This window comes from Bacillus sp. D48C (assembly GCF_053345735.1).
Window position 1 is genome coordinate 17,317 of record NZ_JBKFAQ010000004.1, and the last position, 15,611, is coordinate 32,927.

General features: G+C 35.2%; 15 protein-coding genes. 7 read left to right on the plus strand and 8 right to left on the minus strand.

Annotated features, from left to right (window positions below; translation table 11 throughout):
* Nucleotides 1-160 precede the first annotated feature (160 nt).
* Complete coding sequence (locus ACLBXA_RS11900; RefSeq protein ID WP_000531422.1) at nucleotides 161-340, minus strand: YjzC family protein; 180 nt, start codon at nucleotides 338-340, stop codon at nucleotides 161-163.
* A 490-nt stretch (nucleotides 341-830) separates the two neighbouring features.
* On the opposite strand from ACLBXA_RS11900, the gene ACLBXA_RS11905 reads away from it, so the two are divergent.
* The 3 genes from ACLBXA_RS11905 (at nucleotide 831) to ACLBXA_RS11915 (ending at nucleotide 2,084) form a co-directional block, all read left to right on the plus strand.
* Entirely contained in the window at nucleotides 831-1,640 is an 810-nt protein-coding gene (locus ACLBXA_RS11905) for a Cof-type HAD-IIB family hydrolase (protein ID WP_001041241.1), read from the plus strand.
* Between the two features lie 105 nt (nucleotides 1,641-1,745).
* Nucleotides 1,746-1,886, plus strand: coding sequence for a hypothetical protein (locus ACLBXA_RS11910; protein WP_000516816.1), 141 nt, complete (start codon nucleotides 1,746-1,748; stop codon nucleotides 1,884-1,886).
* A complete protein-coding gene (locus tag ACLBXA_RS11915) occupies nucleotides 1,887-2,084 on the plus strand; it encodes a DUF3813 domain-containing protein (protein WP_000527408.1) in 198 nt (65 codons plus the stop codon). It begins immediately after the preceding gene.
* A 25-nt stretch (nucleotides 2,085-2,109) separates the two neighbouring features.
* Here ACLBXA_RS11915 and ACLBXA_RS11920 read toward each other — a convergent pair whose 3' ends face one another.
* Entirely contained in the window at nucleotides 2,110-2,967 is an 858-nt protein-coding gene (locus ACLBXA_RS11920) for a YitT family protein (RefSeq protein ID WP_000364431.1), read from the minus strand.
* A gap of 100 nt (nucleotides 2,968-3,067) precedes the next feature.
* Here ACLBXA_RS11920 and ACLBXA_RS11925 point away from each other — a divergent pair, with 100 nt between their 5' ends.
* The gene (locus ACLBXA_RS11925) at nucleotides 3,068-3,199 is read left to right on the plus strand and encodes a DUF3941 domain-containing protein (RefSeq protein ID WP_001120845.1); all 132 of its coding nucleotides are present in this window, start codon (nucleotides 3,068-3,070) and stop codon (nucleotides 3,197-3,199) included.
* Nucleotides 3,200-3,328: 129 nt separating this feature from the next.
* Entirely contained in the window at nucleotides 3,329-4,186 is an 858-nt protein-coding gene (gene prsA / locus ACLBXA_RS11930; RefSeq protein WP_001214385.1) for a peptidylprolyl isomerase PrsA, read from the plus strand.
* 54 nt (nucleotides 4,187-4,240) lie between these two features.
* Here prsA and ACLBXA_RS11935 read toward each other — a convergent pair whose 3' ends face one another.
* Entirely contained in the window at nucleotides 4,241-5,095 is an 855-nt protein-coding gene (locus tag ACLBXA_RS11935) for a CvfB family protein (RefSeq protein ID WP_000281261.1), read from the minus strand.
* Nucleotides 5,096-5,325: 230 nt separating this feature from the next.
* Between ACLBXA_RS11935 and ACLBXA_RS11940 the strand changes: the two genes are divergently transcribed.
* Entirely contained in the window at nucleotides 5,326-5,817 is a 492-nt protein-coding gene (locus tag ACLBXA_RS11940) for a YajQ family cyclic di-GMP-binding protein (RefSeq protein WP_001040146.1), read from the plus strand.
* Between the two features lie 852 nt (nucleotides 5,818-6,669).
* Here the strand turns inward: ACLBXA_RS11940 and ACLBXA_RS11945 are convergent.
* Together ACLBXA_RS11945 and ACLBXA_RS11950 are read right to left on the minus strand one after the other, a co-directional pair.
* Nucleotides 6,670-7,566 carry a helix-turn-helix domain-containing protein gene (locus ACLBXA_RS11945; RefSeq protein ID WP_000397873.1) on the minus strand — a complete coding sequence of 299 codons (897 nt, stop codon included), beginning with the start codon at nucleotides 7,564-7,566 and terminating at the stop codon, nucleotides 6,670-6,672.
* A gap of 297 nt (nucleotides 7,567-7,863) precedes the next feature.
* Complete coding sequence (locus ACLBXA_RS11950; protein WP_003309197.1) at nucleotides 7,864-9,219, minus strand: alpha-amylase family glycosyl hydrolase; 1,356 nt, start codon at nucleotides 9,217-9,219, stop codon at nucleotides 7,864-7,866.
* Nucleotides 9,220-9,377: 158 nt separating this feature from the next.
* Here ACLBXA_RS11950 and ACLBXA_RS11955 point away from each other — a divergent pair, with 158 nt between their 5' ends.
* A complete protein-coding gene (locus ACLBXA_RS11955; RefSeq protein ID WP_001055851.1) occupies nucleotides 9,378-10,610 on the plus strand; it encodes an ammonium transporter in 1,233 nt (410 codons plus the stop codon).
* Between the two features lie 264 nt (nucleotides 10,611-10,874).
* Here the strand turns inward: ACLBXA_RS11955 and katB are convergent, their stop codons facing one another.
* The 3 genes from katB to asnB all read right to left on the minus strand — a co-directional run bounded on the left by katB (nucleotide 10,875) and on the right by asnB (nucleotide 15,393).
* Nucleotides 10,875-12,341 (minus strand): catalase KatB, encoded by a 1,467-nt coding sequence (gene katB / locus ACLBXA_RS11960; RefSeq protein ID WP_001069166.1) that lies wholly within the window; start codon nucleotides 12,339-12,341, stop codon nucleotides 10,875-10,877.
* A 59-nt stretch (nucleotides 12,342-12,400) separates the two neighbouring features.
* Nucleotides 12,401-13,360, minus strand: a complete 960-nt coding sequence (gene hemH / locus ACLBXA_RS11965) for a ferrochelatase (RefSeq protein ID WP_000159538.1) — start codon at nucleotides 13,358-13,360, stop codon at nucleotides 12,401-12,403.
* 185 nt (nucleotides 13,361-13,545) lie between these two features.
* Complete coding sequence (gene asnB, locus ACLBXA_RS11970) at nucleotides 13,546-15,393, minus strand: asparagine synthase (glutamine-hydrolyzing) (protein WP_000333993.1); 1,848 nt, start codon at nucleotides 15,391-15,393, stop codon at nucleotides 13,546-13,548.
* Nucleotides 15,394-15,611: the final 218 nt, after the last annotated feature.

Genomic DNA, 15,611 nt, shown 5'->3' on the forward strand with positions numbered 1-15,611 from the left:
CGCCAACTGACTTTTTTATACAATAAATTCGCCTATGCATTTTCAAACTTATTATTGGAAAAAGAAAAAAGGAGCATTCATTATGCTATTAAAAAAAGTACGATAAATGAAACTACATTATGTAACAACAAAAAAGCCGCAATAAAGATTGCGGCTTCTGTTACGGTTTTCTTTTATATGTCCACTGGCGGTTATGATTCGTGTTATCTGGAAACTTTTCACCGGCAGTTAATTGTACCATTTGCGGATTTTTTACCATACTTCCCGTTTCACCAATTTCTACGTAAATGCCATCATTTGGCGCTTTTTGTCCAGAACGAAACCTGCGATTTTGTCCCATCTTCATTCTCCTTCCATGACGTCTTGCCTCATTAGTATATCCATTTTAAAAGAAAGGTTTTCTGTCATGTTTAGGAAACAAGTACTACATCTCATTCTTGTACATATACATGAATGACACAAGCTTAGGAAGGAATTCCTTTCCTATCTGTAGAAAAAAAGAAACCAACCTACTCTAGGCTAGTTTCAAAGGAGAGTCAAACATATACGAGAAGATTACATGTTCATTATATGCCTCATCATACGAGCAATGTAATCCTTTTCACATTTTGTACATAATGAAAGAAACATTATTTGAACTTTCTAAAAAGATGTTGACTTTTCTTAATTTCCAACGAGAAATAGTAGACACCATAGTACTTCGCGACGTAAGATGGATATATAGTGAAACCTCCATCTATGGTGGTCTCACCCAGTCTAACCTCTTATTTCTGCATATTAAAAACGGAAATACAGATAGAAACAAAAAAATTATTATAAGAGGTGAAATTATGAACAAACAACATTTAATCGCATTAGACTTAGACGGCACTTTATTAACAGACAACAAAATAATTTCCACTCGAACGAAACATACAATTGCAAAAGCAAAGGAACAAGGACACGTTGTCGTTATTTCAACAGGACGTCCATTCCGCGCTAGTTATGATTACTATAAAGAACTAGGTCTGAATACACCTATCGTAAACTTTAACGGTGCGTACGTGCACCATCCTCTTGATTCAAACTGGGGTATACATCACTCTCCTCTTGAGCTAGCAACAGCGCAAGAAATTGTACGAGCTTGTTTTGATTTCGGCGTAAAAAATATATACGCTGAAGTTATGGATGATGTGTATGTTCGTGAAATTGATGAAGATAAAAAACACATTTTCGAATTCGGTTCTCCTAAGATTTTTACAGGAGACTTATTAAATATTTTAAATGACCATCCAACTTGCTTATTAATTGACGCACATGACGAGCATTCTACTGCAATTCGTCAACATTTAACTGATATGCATGCGGAAGTAATCGACCATAGAAAATGGGGTGCACCTTGGCCGATTATTGAAATTGTAAAAAGCGGATTAAATAAAGCGGTCGGATTACAAAAAATTTCTAGTCATTACAACATTCCACAAGAGCGAATTATCGCTTTCGGTGACGAAGATAATGATTTTGAAATGATTGAATTTGCTGGTCACGGCATCGCAATGGGTAATGCCATCCCTGAATTAAAATCACTCGCAAACCATACTACGTTAACGAACGAAGAAGATGGTATTGCTTTATATTTAGAAGAGGTTCTTGGGTTGTAATCTAAAAATTCCCTACTTATAGTTTCCTGCCAAATGCCCATACTATAAGTAGGCGCATAAGACATCGCGTCGATTGTTTTCAGCTAAATAAAGGGGGTTTTTCGAATGGGTAAAAAGAACAAATCAAAACGTTTTATCCAACAAGGAGCCGATGCTGTTATGAAGCATGATGCAAGATTCCCGTACAGAGGTACATTAGCTGAGGCAGAAAAGGCAAGAAGTAACTCTTCTTTTGGAGGGGTTTAAATGGGGAACTTACTATTCCAACAAGCTAGAGATGCTGTTGAAAATGCCGTATCTTGTTCAAGCGGTACTGAGCAACAAGATCTCGTATATAGAGCAAAAAATGCTTTGCAATCCGCTTACGCAAACTCTTCAACTGCTGAAAAAGTTCAGCTCCGTGAAATGCAAGAGCAATTGCAAAACATTACGAATGTACATTAAAAAAGAGGACCAACTTTGGTCCTCTTTAATCTTTCCGAAACAATCCGAACACCCCAACTGTTTGCAGTATATTTGTAAATGCACCTGGGTCCACTTGTTTAATAATCCTCTCCAATTCGTATAACTCGTAACGGGTAATAACCATCATTAACATTTCTTTATTTTCATTCGTATAAGCACCTGTTGCTGGTATCGTTGTAATTCCTCTTACTAATCGCGAGTGAATCGCCTTTCTTACGTCCGCCCCATTCTTCGTAACAATTAATGCTGTAATCTTTACATGACGAGTATGAATTGCATCAATAATTCTCGTTGATACATATAAAGTCACTAACGTATATAACGCTTTTTCCCATCCATATACATAGCCAGCAGCGATAATGATAATTGCATTAAAAAAGAAAAAGTATGTACCGACAGGCTTATCTTTTATTTTTGATAAAATCATGGCGATAATATCTAATCCACCTGTAGAAGCACCCCACTTTAAAGCAATCCCTACTCCAATTGCCGAAATAATCCCGCCAAAAATCGCATTTAATATAATATCATTCGAAACCGCTCTAACAGGGATGATTTCTAGAAACAGAGTCATAAATATAACACAAAGAAAACTAAAAAAGGTGAAGGCCTTTCCAACCTTTTTCCACGCTAAAATAACGACAGGAATATTAAATAAGCTAAACAATACTCCCGTAGATATGTGAATCGATAAAAAATCACCTAATATTTGTGATAATAATTGAGACAATCCAGCAAAGCCGCTCGCATACACTTTTGCTGGTGTTAAAAATAAATTCATCCCAATCGCGTTTAATAAACCTGCGATGATTACAACGATTAACTTCTTTATAAGTTCAGTATAATTCAACTTCAAATCCATTTCGAATCCACCTTTACCCTTCATAAATGCACCGCTATACATAGTCTTTACGAAAAAGGAAATGATAAACGTACAACGTTTAGGAATGGAGTTGATACATATGCCACATACGAGTGATAACGACAAAAAAGCACGCGATAATAATGCAAAACGCGCACAAAAAAATGAGCAAGAACAAAAAAATATAGAGCAAGGTAAACGTGCATACTCTAAAAAGACCGATCACCTTTGATTCCACCGTACATCAGCAATTATGTTGATGTACTTTTTTTACATTTCACAGGAAAAAACATTAAAAATTCACTTCATGTTCACTTCTATATTCTACAATAGCGATAACATATTCGGATGAGGTGTTGGCATGAGAGGGAAACAAATTTTCATTATTACTGCACTAATAAGTATATTGATGCTATCTGCTTGCGGACAAAAAAACGAATCAGCTACAGTCGCCACAGCAACAGACTCAACCGTTACGAAGGACGACTTCGAAAAACAGTTGAAAGATCGTTACGGAAAAGACATGCTATACGAAATGATGGCACAAGACGTCATCACAAAAAAATATAAAGTATCTGATGAAGAGGTAAATAAAGAAGTAGAAAAAGTAAAAAAACAATATGGAGATCAATTCAAAAAAGTATTAGAAAATAATGGTTTAAAAGATGAAGAGGATTTCAAAAATCAAATTAAGTTCAAACTTGCTATGAATGAAGCGATTAAGAAAAGCATTACAGAGAAAGACGTAAAAGACCACTATAAGCCAGAAATTAAAGCGAGTCACATTTTAGTAAGTGACGAAAATGAAGCGAAAGAAATAAAGAGTAAACTAGATGCTGGTGCTTCATTTGAAGAATTAGCAAAACAAGAATCACAAGATCTACTATCAAAAGATAAAGGCGGAGACCTTGGATACTTCAATTCAGGTACAATGGCTCCTGAATTTGAAACGGCTGCCTACAAACTAAATGTTGGACAAATTAGCAACCCCGTAAAATCATCAAACGGTTATCACGTTATTAAATTAACTGATAAAAAAGATTTAAAACCTTACGATGAAGTAAAAAAATCTATTCGCAAAAACTTAGAAGAAGAACGTATCGCTGACCCTATATTCAGCAAAAAATTGTTACAAGAGGAATTAAAAAAGGCAAATATTAAAATAAACGATAGTGATTTGAAAGATACATTTACTCTTGTTTCTCCACAAGGAAATTAAAAAAGCACAACCTTATTTTTTTAAAAATAAGGTTGTGCTTTTTAATCTTCTATCTTATTTCTTAAAGTAAGTCCAACCTTCTTCTTGGTAAACTTTTTCTTCTTTCATCAACTTACCAAGTGCGCGCTTAAATGCAGCTTTACTCATGTTAAAGCGTTCTTTAATATCTTCTGGATGGCTCTTATCCCAAAACGGCATTGCTCCGCCTCGTTCTTCCATATATGCATAAATTACTGCCGCATCGTCTTCCATTCCTTCTTCTTTACGAGGAAGAAGTGAAATGTTAATTGTACCATCATCTTTCACGTCAATAATACGGCCCGTTACACGCTCCCCGATGCGGACTTGTTCTTTTCTTTCTGTATGGTGTAAGAAAGCACGGAAATGCTCATCAGTTAGTACGAATGAACCAACTTGAAGAGAACGATATACACGTCCATTTACGTTTTTATTACGCATAGATGGCGTTGCATCTACGATAATTTCTTGCATATCACTGTCTCTTGCCGGAAGAGCAATTAAACGATCACGATTCGTTAATTTTAACGTACAATATAATTCGTCGCCTACTTCTGGCCATACCGGCATATAAATCGGGAACTCATCAGCTGGAATTAGTATATCTTTTGATACACCAATATCAACAAACACACCTAAACTAGGAATGACTTCTACAACCTTTACCCAGTTCCAATCATACGTTGTAATAATTGGCTCCTTCATTGTTGCTGAAATACGATTTTGGTGATCAAGGTATAAGAATACATCAATCGTATCGCCTTCTTCAATTTCTCCAGCTACTTCGTTTTTATGTAGGAAAATTTCTTCTTCTTCATTCCCAACCATATATCCAATTTCCGTTTCGCGTAAAACAGTTACCTGTTCAATCGATCCTATTTGCAAATACATATTTTTTAATTCCCTTCTATATATATAAAATTATCTTTTTTATCATTCCAAACAAAAGTTAATTATAACATGATTTTTCCTGTATTTGTCCAACTGCCCAAAATTCACTATAATAAAGTGAGGTTACATGAATATAAGTATGAAAACACTTAAGTCTAGACTCGTTTTCAGCTATACTTTAGTATGTACAGTACATAACAAGATTAGAAATTTATTTGGAGGTGCTAACTATGGCAAAAGATAGTTCTTTTGACATCGTTTCGAAAGTAGAATTACCTGAAGTAACAAACGCAATTAATATCGCATTAAAAGAAATCCAAAACCGATATGACTTTAAAGGAAGTAAAAGTGATATTAAATTAGAAAAAGAAGTACTAGTTTTAACTTCTGACGACGAGTTCAAATTAGACCAAGTAAAAGACGTTTTAATTTCTAAACTTGTAAAACGTAACGTTCCAATTAAGAACTTAGATTACGGAAAAGTTGAAGCTGCAACTGGCAACACTGTTCGCCAACGCGCAACACTTCAACAAGGTATCGATAAAGATAACGCTAAAAAAATTAACAACATCATTAAAGAAATGAAATTAAAAGTAAAAACACAAGTACAAGACGATCAAGTACGTGTTACAGCGAAAAGCCGTGATGACTTACAAGCAGTAATTGCAGCTGTTCGTAGCGCTGATTTACCAATCGACGTACAGTTCATTAACTACCGCTAAAAAGAAAACTCCTCTTAATTAGAGGAGTTTTCTTTTTAGTTTTGTAGAGACAATAATTACAAGAACAAGCCATAGAAAAAAGGCATCTGCGGTGAAAATTGCTAAGTGAACAGAGTCTAACTATACGAATACTTCACAAGTGAATGCATGATTAAACTAGGCCTTATTGTAGAATTTGTTTCATACATGCATTTAGCAGACCTTATTGAAAATAAAAAAAAAGACAATTTAAGACGTTTCCCCTTCGATTTGAATTACTTTTCTTAGTAATTACATCCTAGGCCAAAGTCATCTTAAAAATCGCTGTAACTTATAATTTCTCTTCCCGCCAAAACGTAACAATTTATGAGTATAAGAATATTTCCCAACCTTTAATATAATGTAAAATTAATAAGGATCTTAAAAAATGTTAATTAAAAAAGAGTTAGAAGTGGTTATATGAAGAAATTAATATTATGGTTTTTATTGGCCACATTCTCCCTAAATACTGTAGGATGTTCTAATAATACGAATACACTAACGGATAAGTCTAACTGTATCAACAAAGCTTGGTACAAAAAAACTATGTCATGTAATCATTTAAAAAACATTAAATAGTTAATGATAAAAGTCATAAGAAAAGACACATCAAAGTGCCTTCCTCCGACTTGAACCATCTTAATTTTAATCATATTTGGATGGAGTTAAAAAGAAGCATAAATTGTTAATAAAGATGCAGACTTCAAAATAAAAAAGTACGTTAAGGACACTCTTATATTAAACACTAATATTTTAGAAGCAAGTTTATAAGTATAAAACCTACAGGGATTTCCCCTGTAGGTTTTATTATATTTCAAGTGATTTCCAAATGAATTATGAGTGGCTTTTTTCAGTTTGATTTTCAAAATATTTTTCTTTAACCATTTTTATCAGAGTTTCTTTTTCTGTTAGTTCAAATATAAATAATGCTTTTTTCATGTTATTTGCAATATCTTCTTCATTCTGTTGTTTAAATCTTAATAAATTCCATCCTTTTAAATAGTACAGTTCACCTAATAAGTATAAAGTATTTAGATTAATAGCTAATTTGATGCCCTTATCAATGTATTTTACCGCTTCTTCATATTGATAGGTCATACCTAAACATTTCGCTAAATTAAAAATGATTTTTAATTTAATCGCTTTATCTCTCGGAAAATCTAACTTATTAAAATTAGTTAAACATCTTCCTAATATAGTAATACTTTTATCATATTCTTTATTTTCCGCATAAAATATAGACATTGTCTGCATAATATCTATTTCTCTTTCTGATAAAAAATCAACATTGGTTAAAGTTAGTTTTAATGCATTATTTAAAAGTTTTAAAGCAGTTTTTATGGATCTGTTCACCTCAAATACAGCAATTGCTTCATGCCATAGGAGAAATTGTTTATCTTCTTTTGCTTGGAAATTTTTTTCATCTTTCTCTTTTTTCACTATTTCATAAAGTTCTTTATATTGTTTTTGCTTTAAGCAATCTTTTATTACGTATTTTACATTTTCTACATATTTAAATTTTTTGTTTTGAGTTAATGCAAATATATTATTCGGGTCAATACCAAGTCTTTCTGATAATTGATATAACAATATACTAGATGGATAAATCATACCTTTTTCTATTTTGCTAATTTGACTTTGCGAACATATTCCATGACATAATTCGGATTGTGATATATTTTTTTTAATTCTAAGCTCTTTAATGGTAATACCCAAATCGTAAAATTCCATTTTCCCACCTACTATTTAGCACTATATTAGTATAAGAGTATTCTCTAATTTTTAATGTAATATAAAATTAATATAGTTGCAATTATCGTTCGTTCCAAAGATCTTTCTCTATCCGTATTGACACAAAAACAGGCTAGGAAAAAGACTTTCTCCCTAACCTGGAACCCCCTCTCATTAGAGAAGTTTTCATTTTCGTATCGTTTCTCTTAAGAAATTTCATATCAACAGAATAAACACTATTGCCCCACCGAACAAACAAATACAATAAGAAGACATGAACATAGAACGAGCAACTTCTCATCTACGTTTCCTTTTAACTGCAATTAAAAACGCAATAAATAATACATTCACACCAACGATTAAGGAGATAAATAACCAATTCACACCTGTTTCTCCGTTAACTTTATACACGTTTGATTCTTCACGCTTTAAAACGAGATAAAATCCCCCATTTTCCTCTCTTATAATTTCATCCTCTAACAATCCTCTTAACTCTTGTTTTTCACCAATCGTACTTGCAGGTAAGGAGACTTTTTGTGTTTCTTTCGTATTATTAATTGCTACTAAAGTTACTTCATTTTTATATTTTCGTTTTAGTATGCTCATCCCGCTATTATCATACAATAGCTCAAACGTACCGCGTCGTAAAGACGGTCTCGCCTGTCTAAGTTCACCTAGTTTTGTTATGTGCTGCATAAATTTTTCGTCTGACTTAAAATCCATTAATCGTCTATTATCGGGTACACTTCCTCCATCTAATGCAATTTCAGTTCCGTAATAAAAATTCGGAATTCCAGGTGATGTTAACAGATATGTAAGCGCCAGTTTTAAACGTGATGGCGGATAATACATATTTTCTTTTGCAATACGCGCATATCTTTTTGTTTCTTGATCATCTAAGAACGTAACAAATTCTCCTTCTTTTTTACTCACATCGTATAACGATTTCACCGATACATCCGCTTTGGAAAACGATTCTACTATTTTTTCGTTGTATTCGCTATCCTCCTTTGTCATAATACGAAAATCTTTCTTTATCACTTGCATATCTTTTTGCGCGTTATCCCAAAAGGAACGCGGCTTTTTTTCACTATGTATAACATAACTTCCGTCTAAATCAACTTCTTTTATCCACCATTTCATTGCGTCAATTACCTGTTGTTCGTTTTCTCCAAGCGGAAATTGAAATACAACTTTCATTCCTTTTGCCTGAGCTTCTTTTACAAGTTCTTTCACATCATTTTCTGTCCCGAAATGTTCATTTACCTTTTTAAAATTTCGCACGTCTAATCCATCGTACTTTCCACTTTCAAAAAGTGGCGAAAGCATAACGGTAGTAAAACCCATTTCTTTTATGTAATCCAACCTTTTTATAATTCCTCTTATATCCCCGCCTTGATACCCTTCTAAATTACCAACTTCTAACTGTTTGTCATTTTTCGGTTCTCCATTATTGAAGCGATCAATCATAATGGAGTATATAACCTCATCTCGCCACTCTCTTTTTTCGTCTGCAAAAGTATGTATTGGTACAAACAAAACAACAGCTAAGCAAAAACAAATGAATAGTTTCCTAGTCCATATTTTTCCCACACGCATCCCCCAATTTTTTAATTGTAAGAATATTATACCAATTATCCAAGTGAAACGCATATGCCGATTTCAATCCTCACAAAATAATCTATGTTAGATTTTATGACATCACGTATATAATTTTCTGAATTTTTAGTTGATTTTTAGTTTTATTTCGAATATGATATGAAACATAACAAATAGATGTTATTTTTTCTAACATTCTAGGAGGAGAGATCATGAATATGGGAGATACGGTTTTTATGTTTGTGACGACAGTAATGGTCATGTTGATGACACCAGGATTGGCACTTTTTTATGGAGGTATGGTTCGTAGCAAAAACGTACTCAGTACAACGATGCATAGTTATAGTGCAATGGCTATCGTTTCGATTCAATGGATTGTTATCGGCTATTCTTTATCATTCGGGCCAGATTGGCACGGACTTATCGGTACACTTGATTGGTTCGGTCTAAACGGAGTTACCTACGCACCAAATCCAGACTACTCATCTACTATTCCTCACAATTTATTTATGATGTTTCAACTCATGTTCGCCATTTTAACTCCAGCTTTAATTTCAGGTGCATTCGCTGAAAGAATGCGATTTTCTGCCTTTCTTATTTTTATCCTTCTATGGACAACAATCGTTTACAATCCTGTCGCTCATTGGGTATGGGGCCTCGGTGGGTGGCTAAGGGAACTTGGTGCACTAGACTTCGCTGGCGGAAATGTCGTTCACATCACTTCCGGAGTTGCCGGTCTTGTATTAGCTATTTTCCTTGGAAAACGAAAAAACATAAATGGTTCTTCTCCTCACCATTTGCCATTTACAATGTTAGGCGCAGGCTTATTATGGTTTGGCTGGTTCGGTTTTAACGTTGGCAGCGCATTATCCTTAAACGACGTAGCTTTAACTGCATTTATTAATACAAATATAGCCGCTGCTGCCTCTGCTCTAACTTGGATGCTTTCTGAATGGTTCTTCCAATCAAAACCGACCGCGATGGGAGCTGCTTGCGGAGTTGTTTCTGGTCTAGTAGCTATTACACCAGCCTGCGGGTTCGTTACACCTTTCTCCGCCCTTCTTATCGGAGCAATTGGTGGTATAATATGCTTCGGCGCCGTTTTCTTCCTAAAAACAAAATTCGGGTATGACGATACACTTGATGCCTTTGGATGCCACGGCATCGGAGGAACTTGGGGCGGTATTGCAACAGGACTATTTGCAACTACTGCCGTAAACGGGGATGGCGCAAACGGATTATTTTACGGAAATGCCGCGTTACTGTTTAAACAACTTATAGCGATTGGCGCAACATATGCATTCACGATCATCATGACGTATGCCATTATTAAAGCGATCAACTTCTTCCTCCCCGTTCGCGTCGATGAACATGAAGAACACATGGGTCTTGATATTTCAATGCATGGCGAGAAGGCTTATGAACATGCAGAGCGAGTAAACTAAAAAAGAGATGCAATCTATTGATAGTAGATTGCATCTCTTTTTTGCGTACTAGGCAACATACCCCACCTAGTATAAATGTAAATATATCAACGGTTTTTTGGATATATCAACGATTTTTCAAATATATCGATTGTTTCTTTCAATATATCAACGGTCCGACACAACATATCGATTTACAAACAAATTCCGACATAATTTACAAGCAAAATACCCCACATAACGTTATACAAAAAAGACGACCGAAACCCGGTCGTCTTTTCCTATTTATTTTGGAGCATTTCCTACATATTGCGTAATATCAACATTTAACGCCTGCGCTAAACGCATACCGTATTCTTGATCTGCACGGAAGAAGTTACAAACAGCTAGTAATTTCGTGCGTTCATTTACGTCTTTCAAGTCATTTGTTAAGTTTGCAATTAAGTTATCTTGCTCTTCTTTAGAGAATGAACGGTAACGCTCACCTGCTTGTTTAAAGTCATTTGGTTTCTCGATTTTTTCACGAGATACATAGCCTTCTACTTTCATAGTCGAATCGCGGTAAGCTTTGTCTTCAACTGGATTCTCTGCATGACGGCTCGGTTCGTAGTTGATTGTAGATGGGTTTTGATTCATTTGCATCGCACCATCACGTTGTTGATTATGAACAGCTGCATATGGGCAGTTTACAGGAATTTGCAAGTAATTTGCACCAAGACGATAACGCTGTGTATCTGGGTAAGAGAATAAACGACCTTGTAATAATTTATCTTCCGATGGTTCAATACCATTTACAGTTGCACTTGGAGAGAACGCTACTTGTTCTACTTCTGCAAAGAAGTTTTTCGGATTACGATTTAACGTCATTGTCCCTACTTCAATTAACGGGAAGCGATCTTCTGGCCATACTTTCGTTGGATCTAGTGGATCAAAGTCTAAAGAATCCATTTCATCTAGTTGCATAACTTGTACGTGTAAATCCCATTTTGGATGATTTCCTTTTTCGATTGCGTCGAACAAATCACGAGTTGCATGATTGAAGTCTTTCCCCTGCACTTCTTGCACTTCTTTCGCATTTAAGTTACGTACACTTTGCTGCGGTTTCCAGTGGTATTTAATATAAACAATTTTACCTTCTTCATTAATCCATTTAAATGAATGGACACCGAAACCTTCCATTTCACGATAGCTTGCTGGTGTACCATAATCAGAAAATACCCATGTCATCATATGTGTAGACTCTGGAGTTAACGTCATGAAATCCCAATAACGATCTGGCGTTTGAATATTTGTATCCGGTGCTGGTTTTAAAGAATGAACCATGTCAGGGAATTTAATTGCATCACGAATGAAGAAAACTGGTAAATGATTACCTACGATATCGTAGTTTCCTTCTTCTGTATAAAATTTAACTGCGAAACCGCGTGGGTCACGAGCTGTTTCCGGAGAACCTTGACCATGAATAACCGTTGAAAAACGAACAAATACAGGTGTTTCAGTTCCTTCATTTTGTAAAAATGCTGCTTTCGTATATGGCTTCATGCTATTTTTCGTTACGAATACACCGTGAGCACCTGCACCACGTGCATGCACAACACGCTCCGGAATACGTTCACGATCAAAGTGTGCAAGTTTTTCTACTAAATGATAGTCTTCTAATAATACTGGTCCACGACGACCAGCTGTACGAGAATTTTGGTTGTCTCCAACTGGAGCACCTTGGTTTGTTGTTAAGCGATTATTTGGATTCATCTAGGGGGATCCTCCTCTTTCTTTCATGGTAATTATTATTAATTTAAAATTATTATAAATTAATTATTATTTAAAACTAAATCTTTGTCAACTATTTCCTTCACTTTTTTGGAAACAATTTCAGCCAAACAGTCGATAAATGCAGATTGTGCATTCGGCATATTTGGTCTAAAATATTTAGCATTTAATTCATCAGTTACAACTTTACATTCATAATCATTGTCATATAAAACTTCTAAATGCTCTGCCACAAAGCCAACTGGGCAATATATGAAAGATTCGTACCCATGCTCTTCATATAAATCTTTCGTTAAATCTTGCACATCTGGACCAATCCACGGATCTGGAGTATTCCCAGCACTTTGCCAACCCGTTGTATAGTTTTGAATATTGGCAGCCCCCGCAATTAAATCTGCTGTATGCTGCAATTGCTCCACATAAGGGTCCCCTGCTGCAATAATTGTTTCTGGCAAACTATGCGCCGAAAAAATTACAACTGTTTTCTCTTTATCTTCAATCTTTGTAAATGTTTCTTTTATTTGATCTGTCCAATACGAAATAAACTTCGGTTCATCGTACCATTGTTCAATTGGTTCAATCACAGGACCACCGATTTCTTTTGAAAGACGAATAGCACGGTCATTATACGCTTTAATGCTAAATGTAGAATAGTGCGGTGCTAATACGATACTAATCGCCTGCTCAATTCCATCTCGCTTCATTTCTTCTACAGCATCTTCTATAAATGGCGCAGTATGTTTTAAACCTAAGTAACAAGTAAATTCATACTCTGTAAATATGTTATTCATTGAATCTGTTAATTTATGCGCCTGCTCTTTCGTAATTTTTGCAAGCGGCGAAATTCCACCAATCGCTTTATAGCGCCCAATTAAATCTTCAAGCGCTTCTTCTGATGGCTTACGTCCGTGACGGATATGTGTATAATATGCCTCTACATCGTCTAATGATTCTGGTGTTCCATACGCCATTACGAGTAAACCTATTTTTTCCTTTGTCATCTATATAACACCTCAATTTTATAAATGAGAATCCTTTTCAGAACGTTTGTTTCAAATTATAACAAGTAATAATAAGTACGTCAAAATAATAATTCTAATTAAGTATTATTTATAAGGTGATTTTGAATTTTATATGACAATTTCTTTAATAAAAGCGACTTACATAATCGCAAGCCGCTTTTCTCCTATTCTTTAATATTTACCCCATACTCTTTAAACCAAACATGAATTTGTGCTAAATGAGCTAAAAGCTGTGGCCCAGTCATCAATTGACCAAACCACGGTGTTTGAAATGCACTGCCACCAGACTGAATCAATCCGCTCAACTGCTCTTTATCAAATAGTTCGTGTAAAATTGAACCTTTATCTGTTAATAGATTTTGAAGCCATACCGTTACTGCCTTTGTATAGTGTGGATTGTGCGTTTTCGGATAAGGACTCTTCTTCCTATATAAGATGTCATGTGGGAGTACATCTTCTAACGCTTTACGTAATAGACCTTTTTCGCGGTTTTTATACATTTTCATTTCCCAAGGAATATTCCACGCATATTCGACAAGACGATGATCTGCAAATGGAACGCGTACTTCTAAACTTGCCCCCATACTCATACGGTCTTTTCTGTCTAATAATGTTGTCATAAACCATACCATATTTAAATAAAATAATTGGCGTCTTTTTGCTTCTAGTGGACTTTCCCCCTCTAAAATAGGAACTTCTTGAATCGATTCCTCATAACGCCTTTGTACATATTGTTGTAAATTTAGTTTATTTCTCCATTCTTTTTTTAGAAGTTGTTCACGTGCCTCTGTAGAACGCATCCACGGAAATGCACTCGATTGTAAATCATCTTCTCTATAAAACCACGGATATCCACCAAATATTTCATCTGCACATTCTCCAGATAAGCCAACGACAAAATCTTGTTTAATTTCTCGGCAAAACCATAATAATGACGAATCGATATCTGCCATACCAGGCAAATCACGAACGAGTACCGCTTCAGTTAAATACTCTGCTAATTGTTCATTCGAAATGACGCAGCGATGATGGGTTGTTTGAAATGTCTCAGTCATTAAATTAATAAACGGAGCATCTGAATTTGGCTGAAACGCATTCGCTTTAAAGTATTTGTCATTATCTTCATAATCAACAGAATATGTGTGTAATTGCCCTTTTCCTGACCTTGCATATTCTTTCGCAGCAATTGCTGTTATAGCGCTCGAATCTACACCGCCTGATAGAAAAGTACATAGTGGTACATCAGAAACGAGCTGCCTTGTAATCGCATCTTGTAATAAAAAGCGTGTTTTCTCTACTGTTTCTTCAAAGGAGTCTTCATGTTTTTTACTTTCCACATTCCAATATCTCCATATACATAAACCGTTCTTTGAAAATGTCATCGCATGACCTGGACGTAATTCTTTTATACCAGCATAAATACCGTGGCCAGGTGTTCTTGACGGTCCGAGTCCGAATATTTCTGATAATCCTTCTAATGTTACTTCTGCCTTCACATCTGGATGCGACAATATCGCTTTTAACTCCGAACCAAATAATAAGCGTCCGCTATCATATTTATAAAAAAGTGGCTTTACACCTAATCGATCTCTCGCAATAAATACTTGTTCTTTCTGTTCGTCCCATACTGCAAACGCATATATACCGTTTAAATGATCGACACATTCTTCTTTCCATTCAATATAAGAAGCTAATAATACTTCTGTATCAGAATGACCTTTGAACGTATATCCTCTTCTTAATAATTCCTTTCGAATGTCTTCTGTGTTATAAAGTTCACCGTTATAACAAATGGCATAATTCGTTTCATCTTTTAAACAAGTCATCGGTTGTTTACCACCCTCAGGATCAACAACGATTAACCGTTTATGCCCAAATGCGACATTACCTTTAATCCAAACTTTATTATCATCTGGACCGCGTTTCGCTAACGTCTCAGCCATCTTCGTAACGACATCTCTTTCTCCTTCTAATGAGCGTTTATAATCCACCCATCCTGTAATCCCGCACATATAAATCATCCTTCCATCTTATTTCTTTTCTTGAACGTGCAGTAATCCCCACCCTGTGAGTGCGGATCAAAAAAATGACAAACTTGACGATAACCTACTATCCACATTTGGAATAGCATTCTCACTCAGTAAAACGTGTTTTATTGTATGCCCACCTATGTTTAGATGTGTCTAGTTATAAAGAATGCACGAACTGTCTATAACAGGAATAACTACTT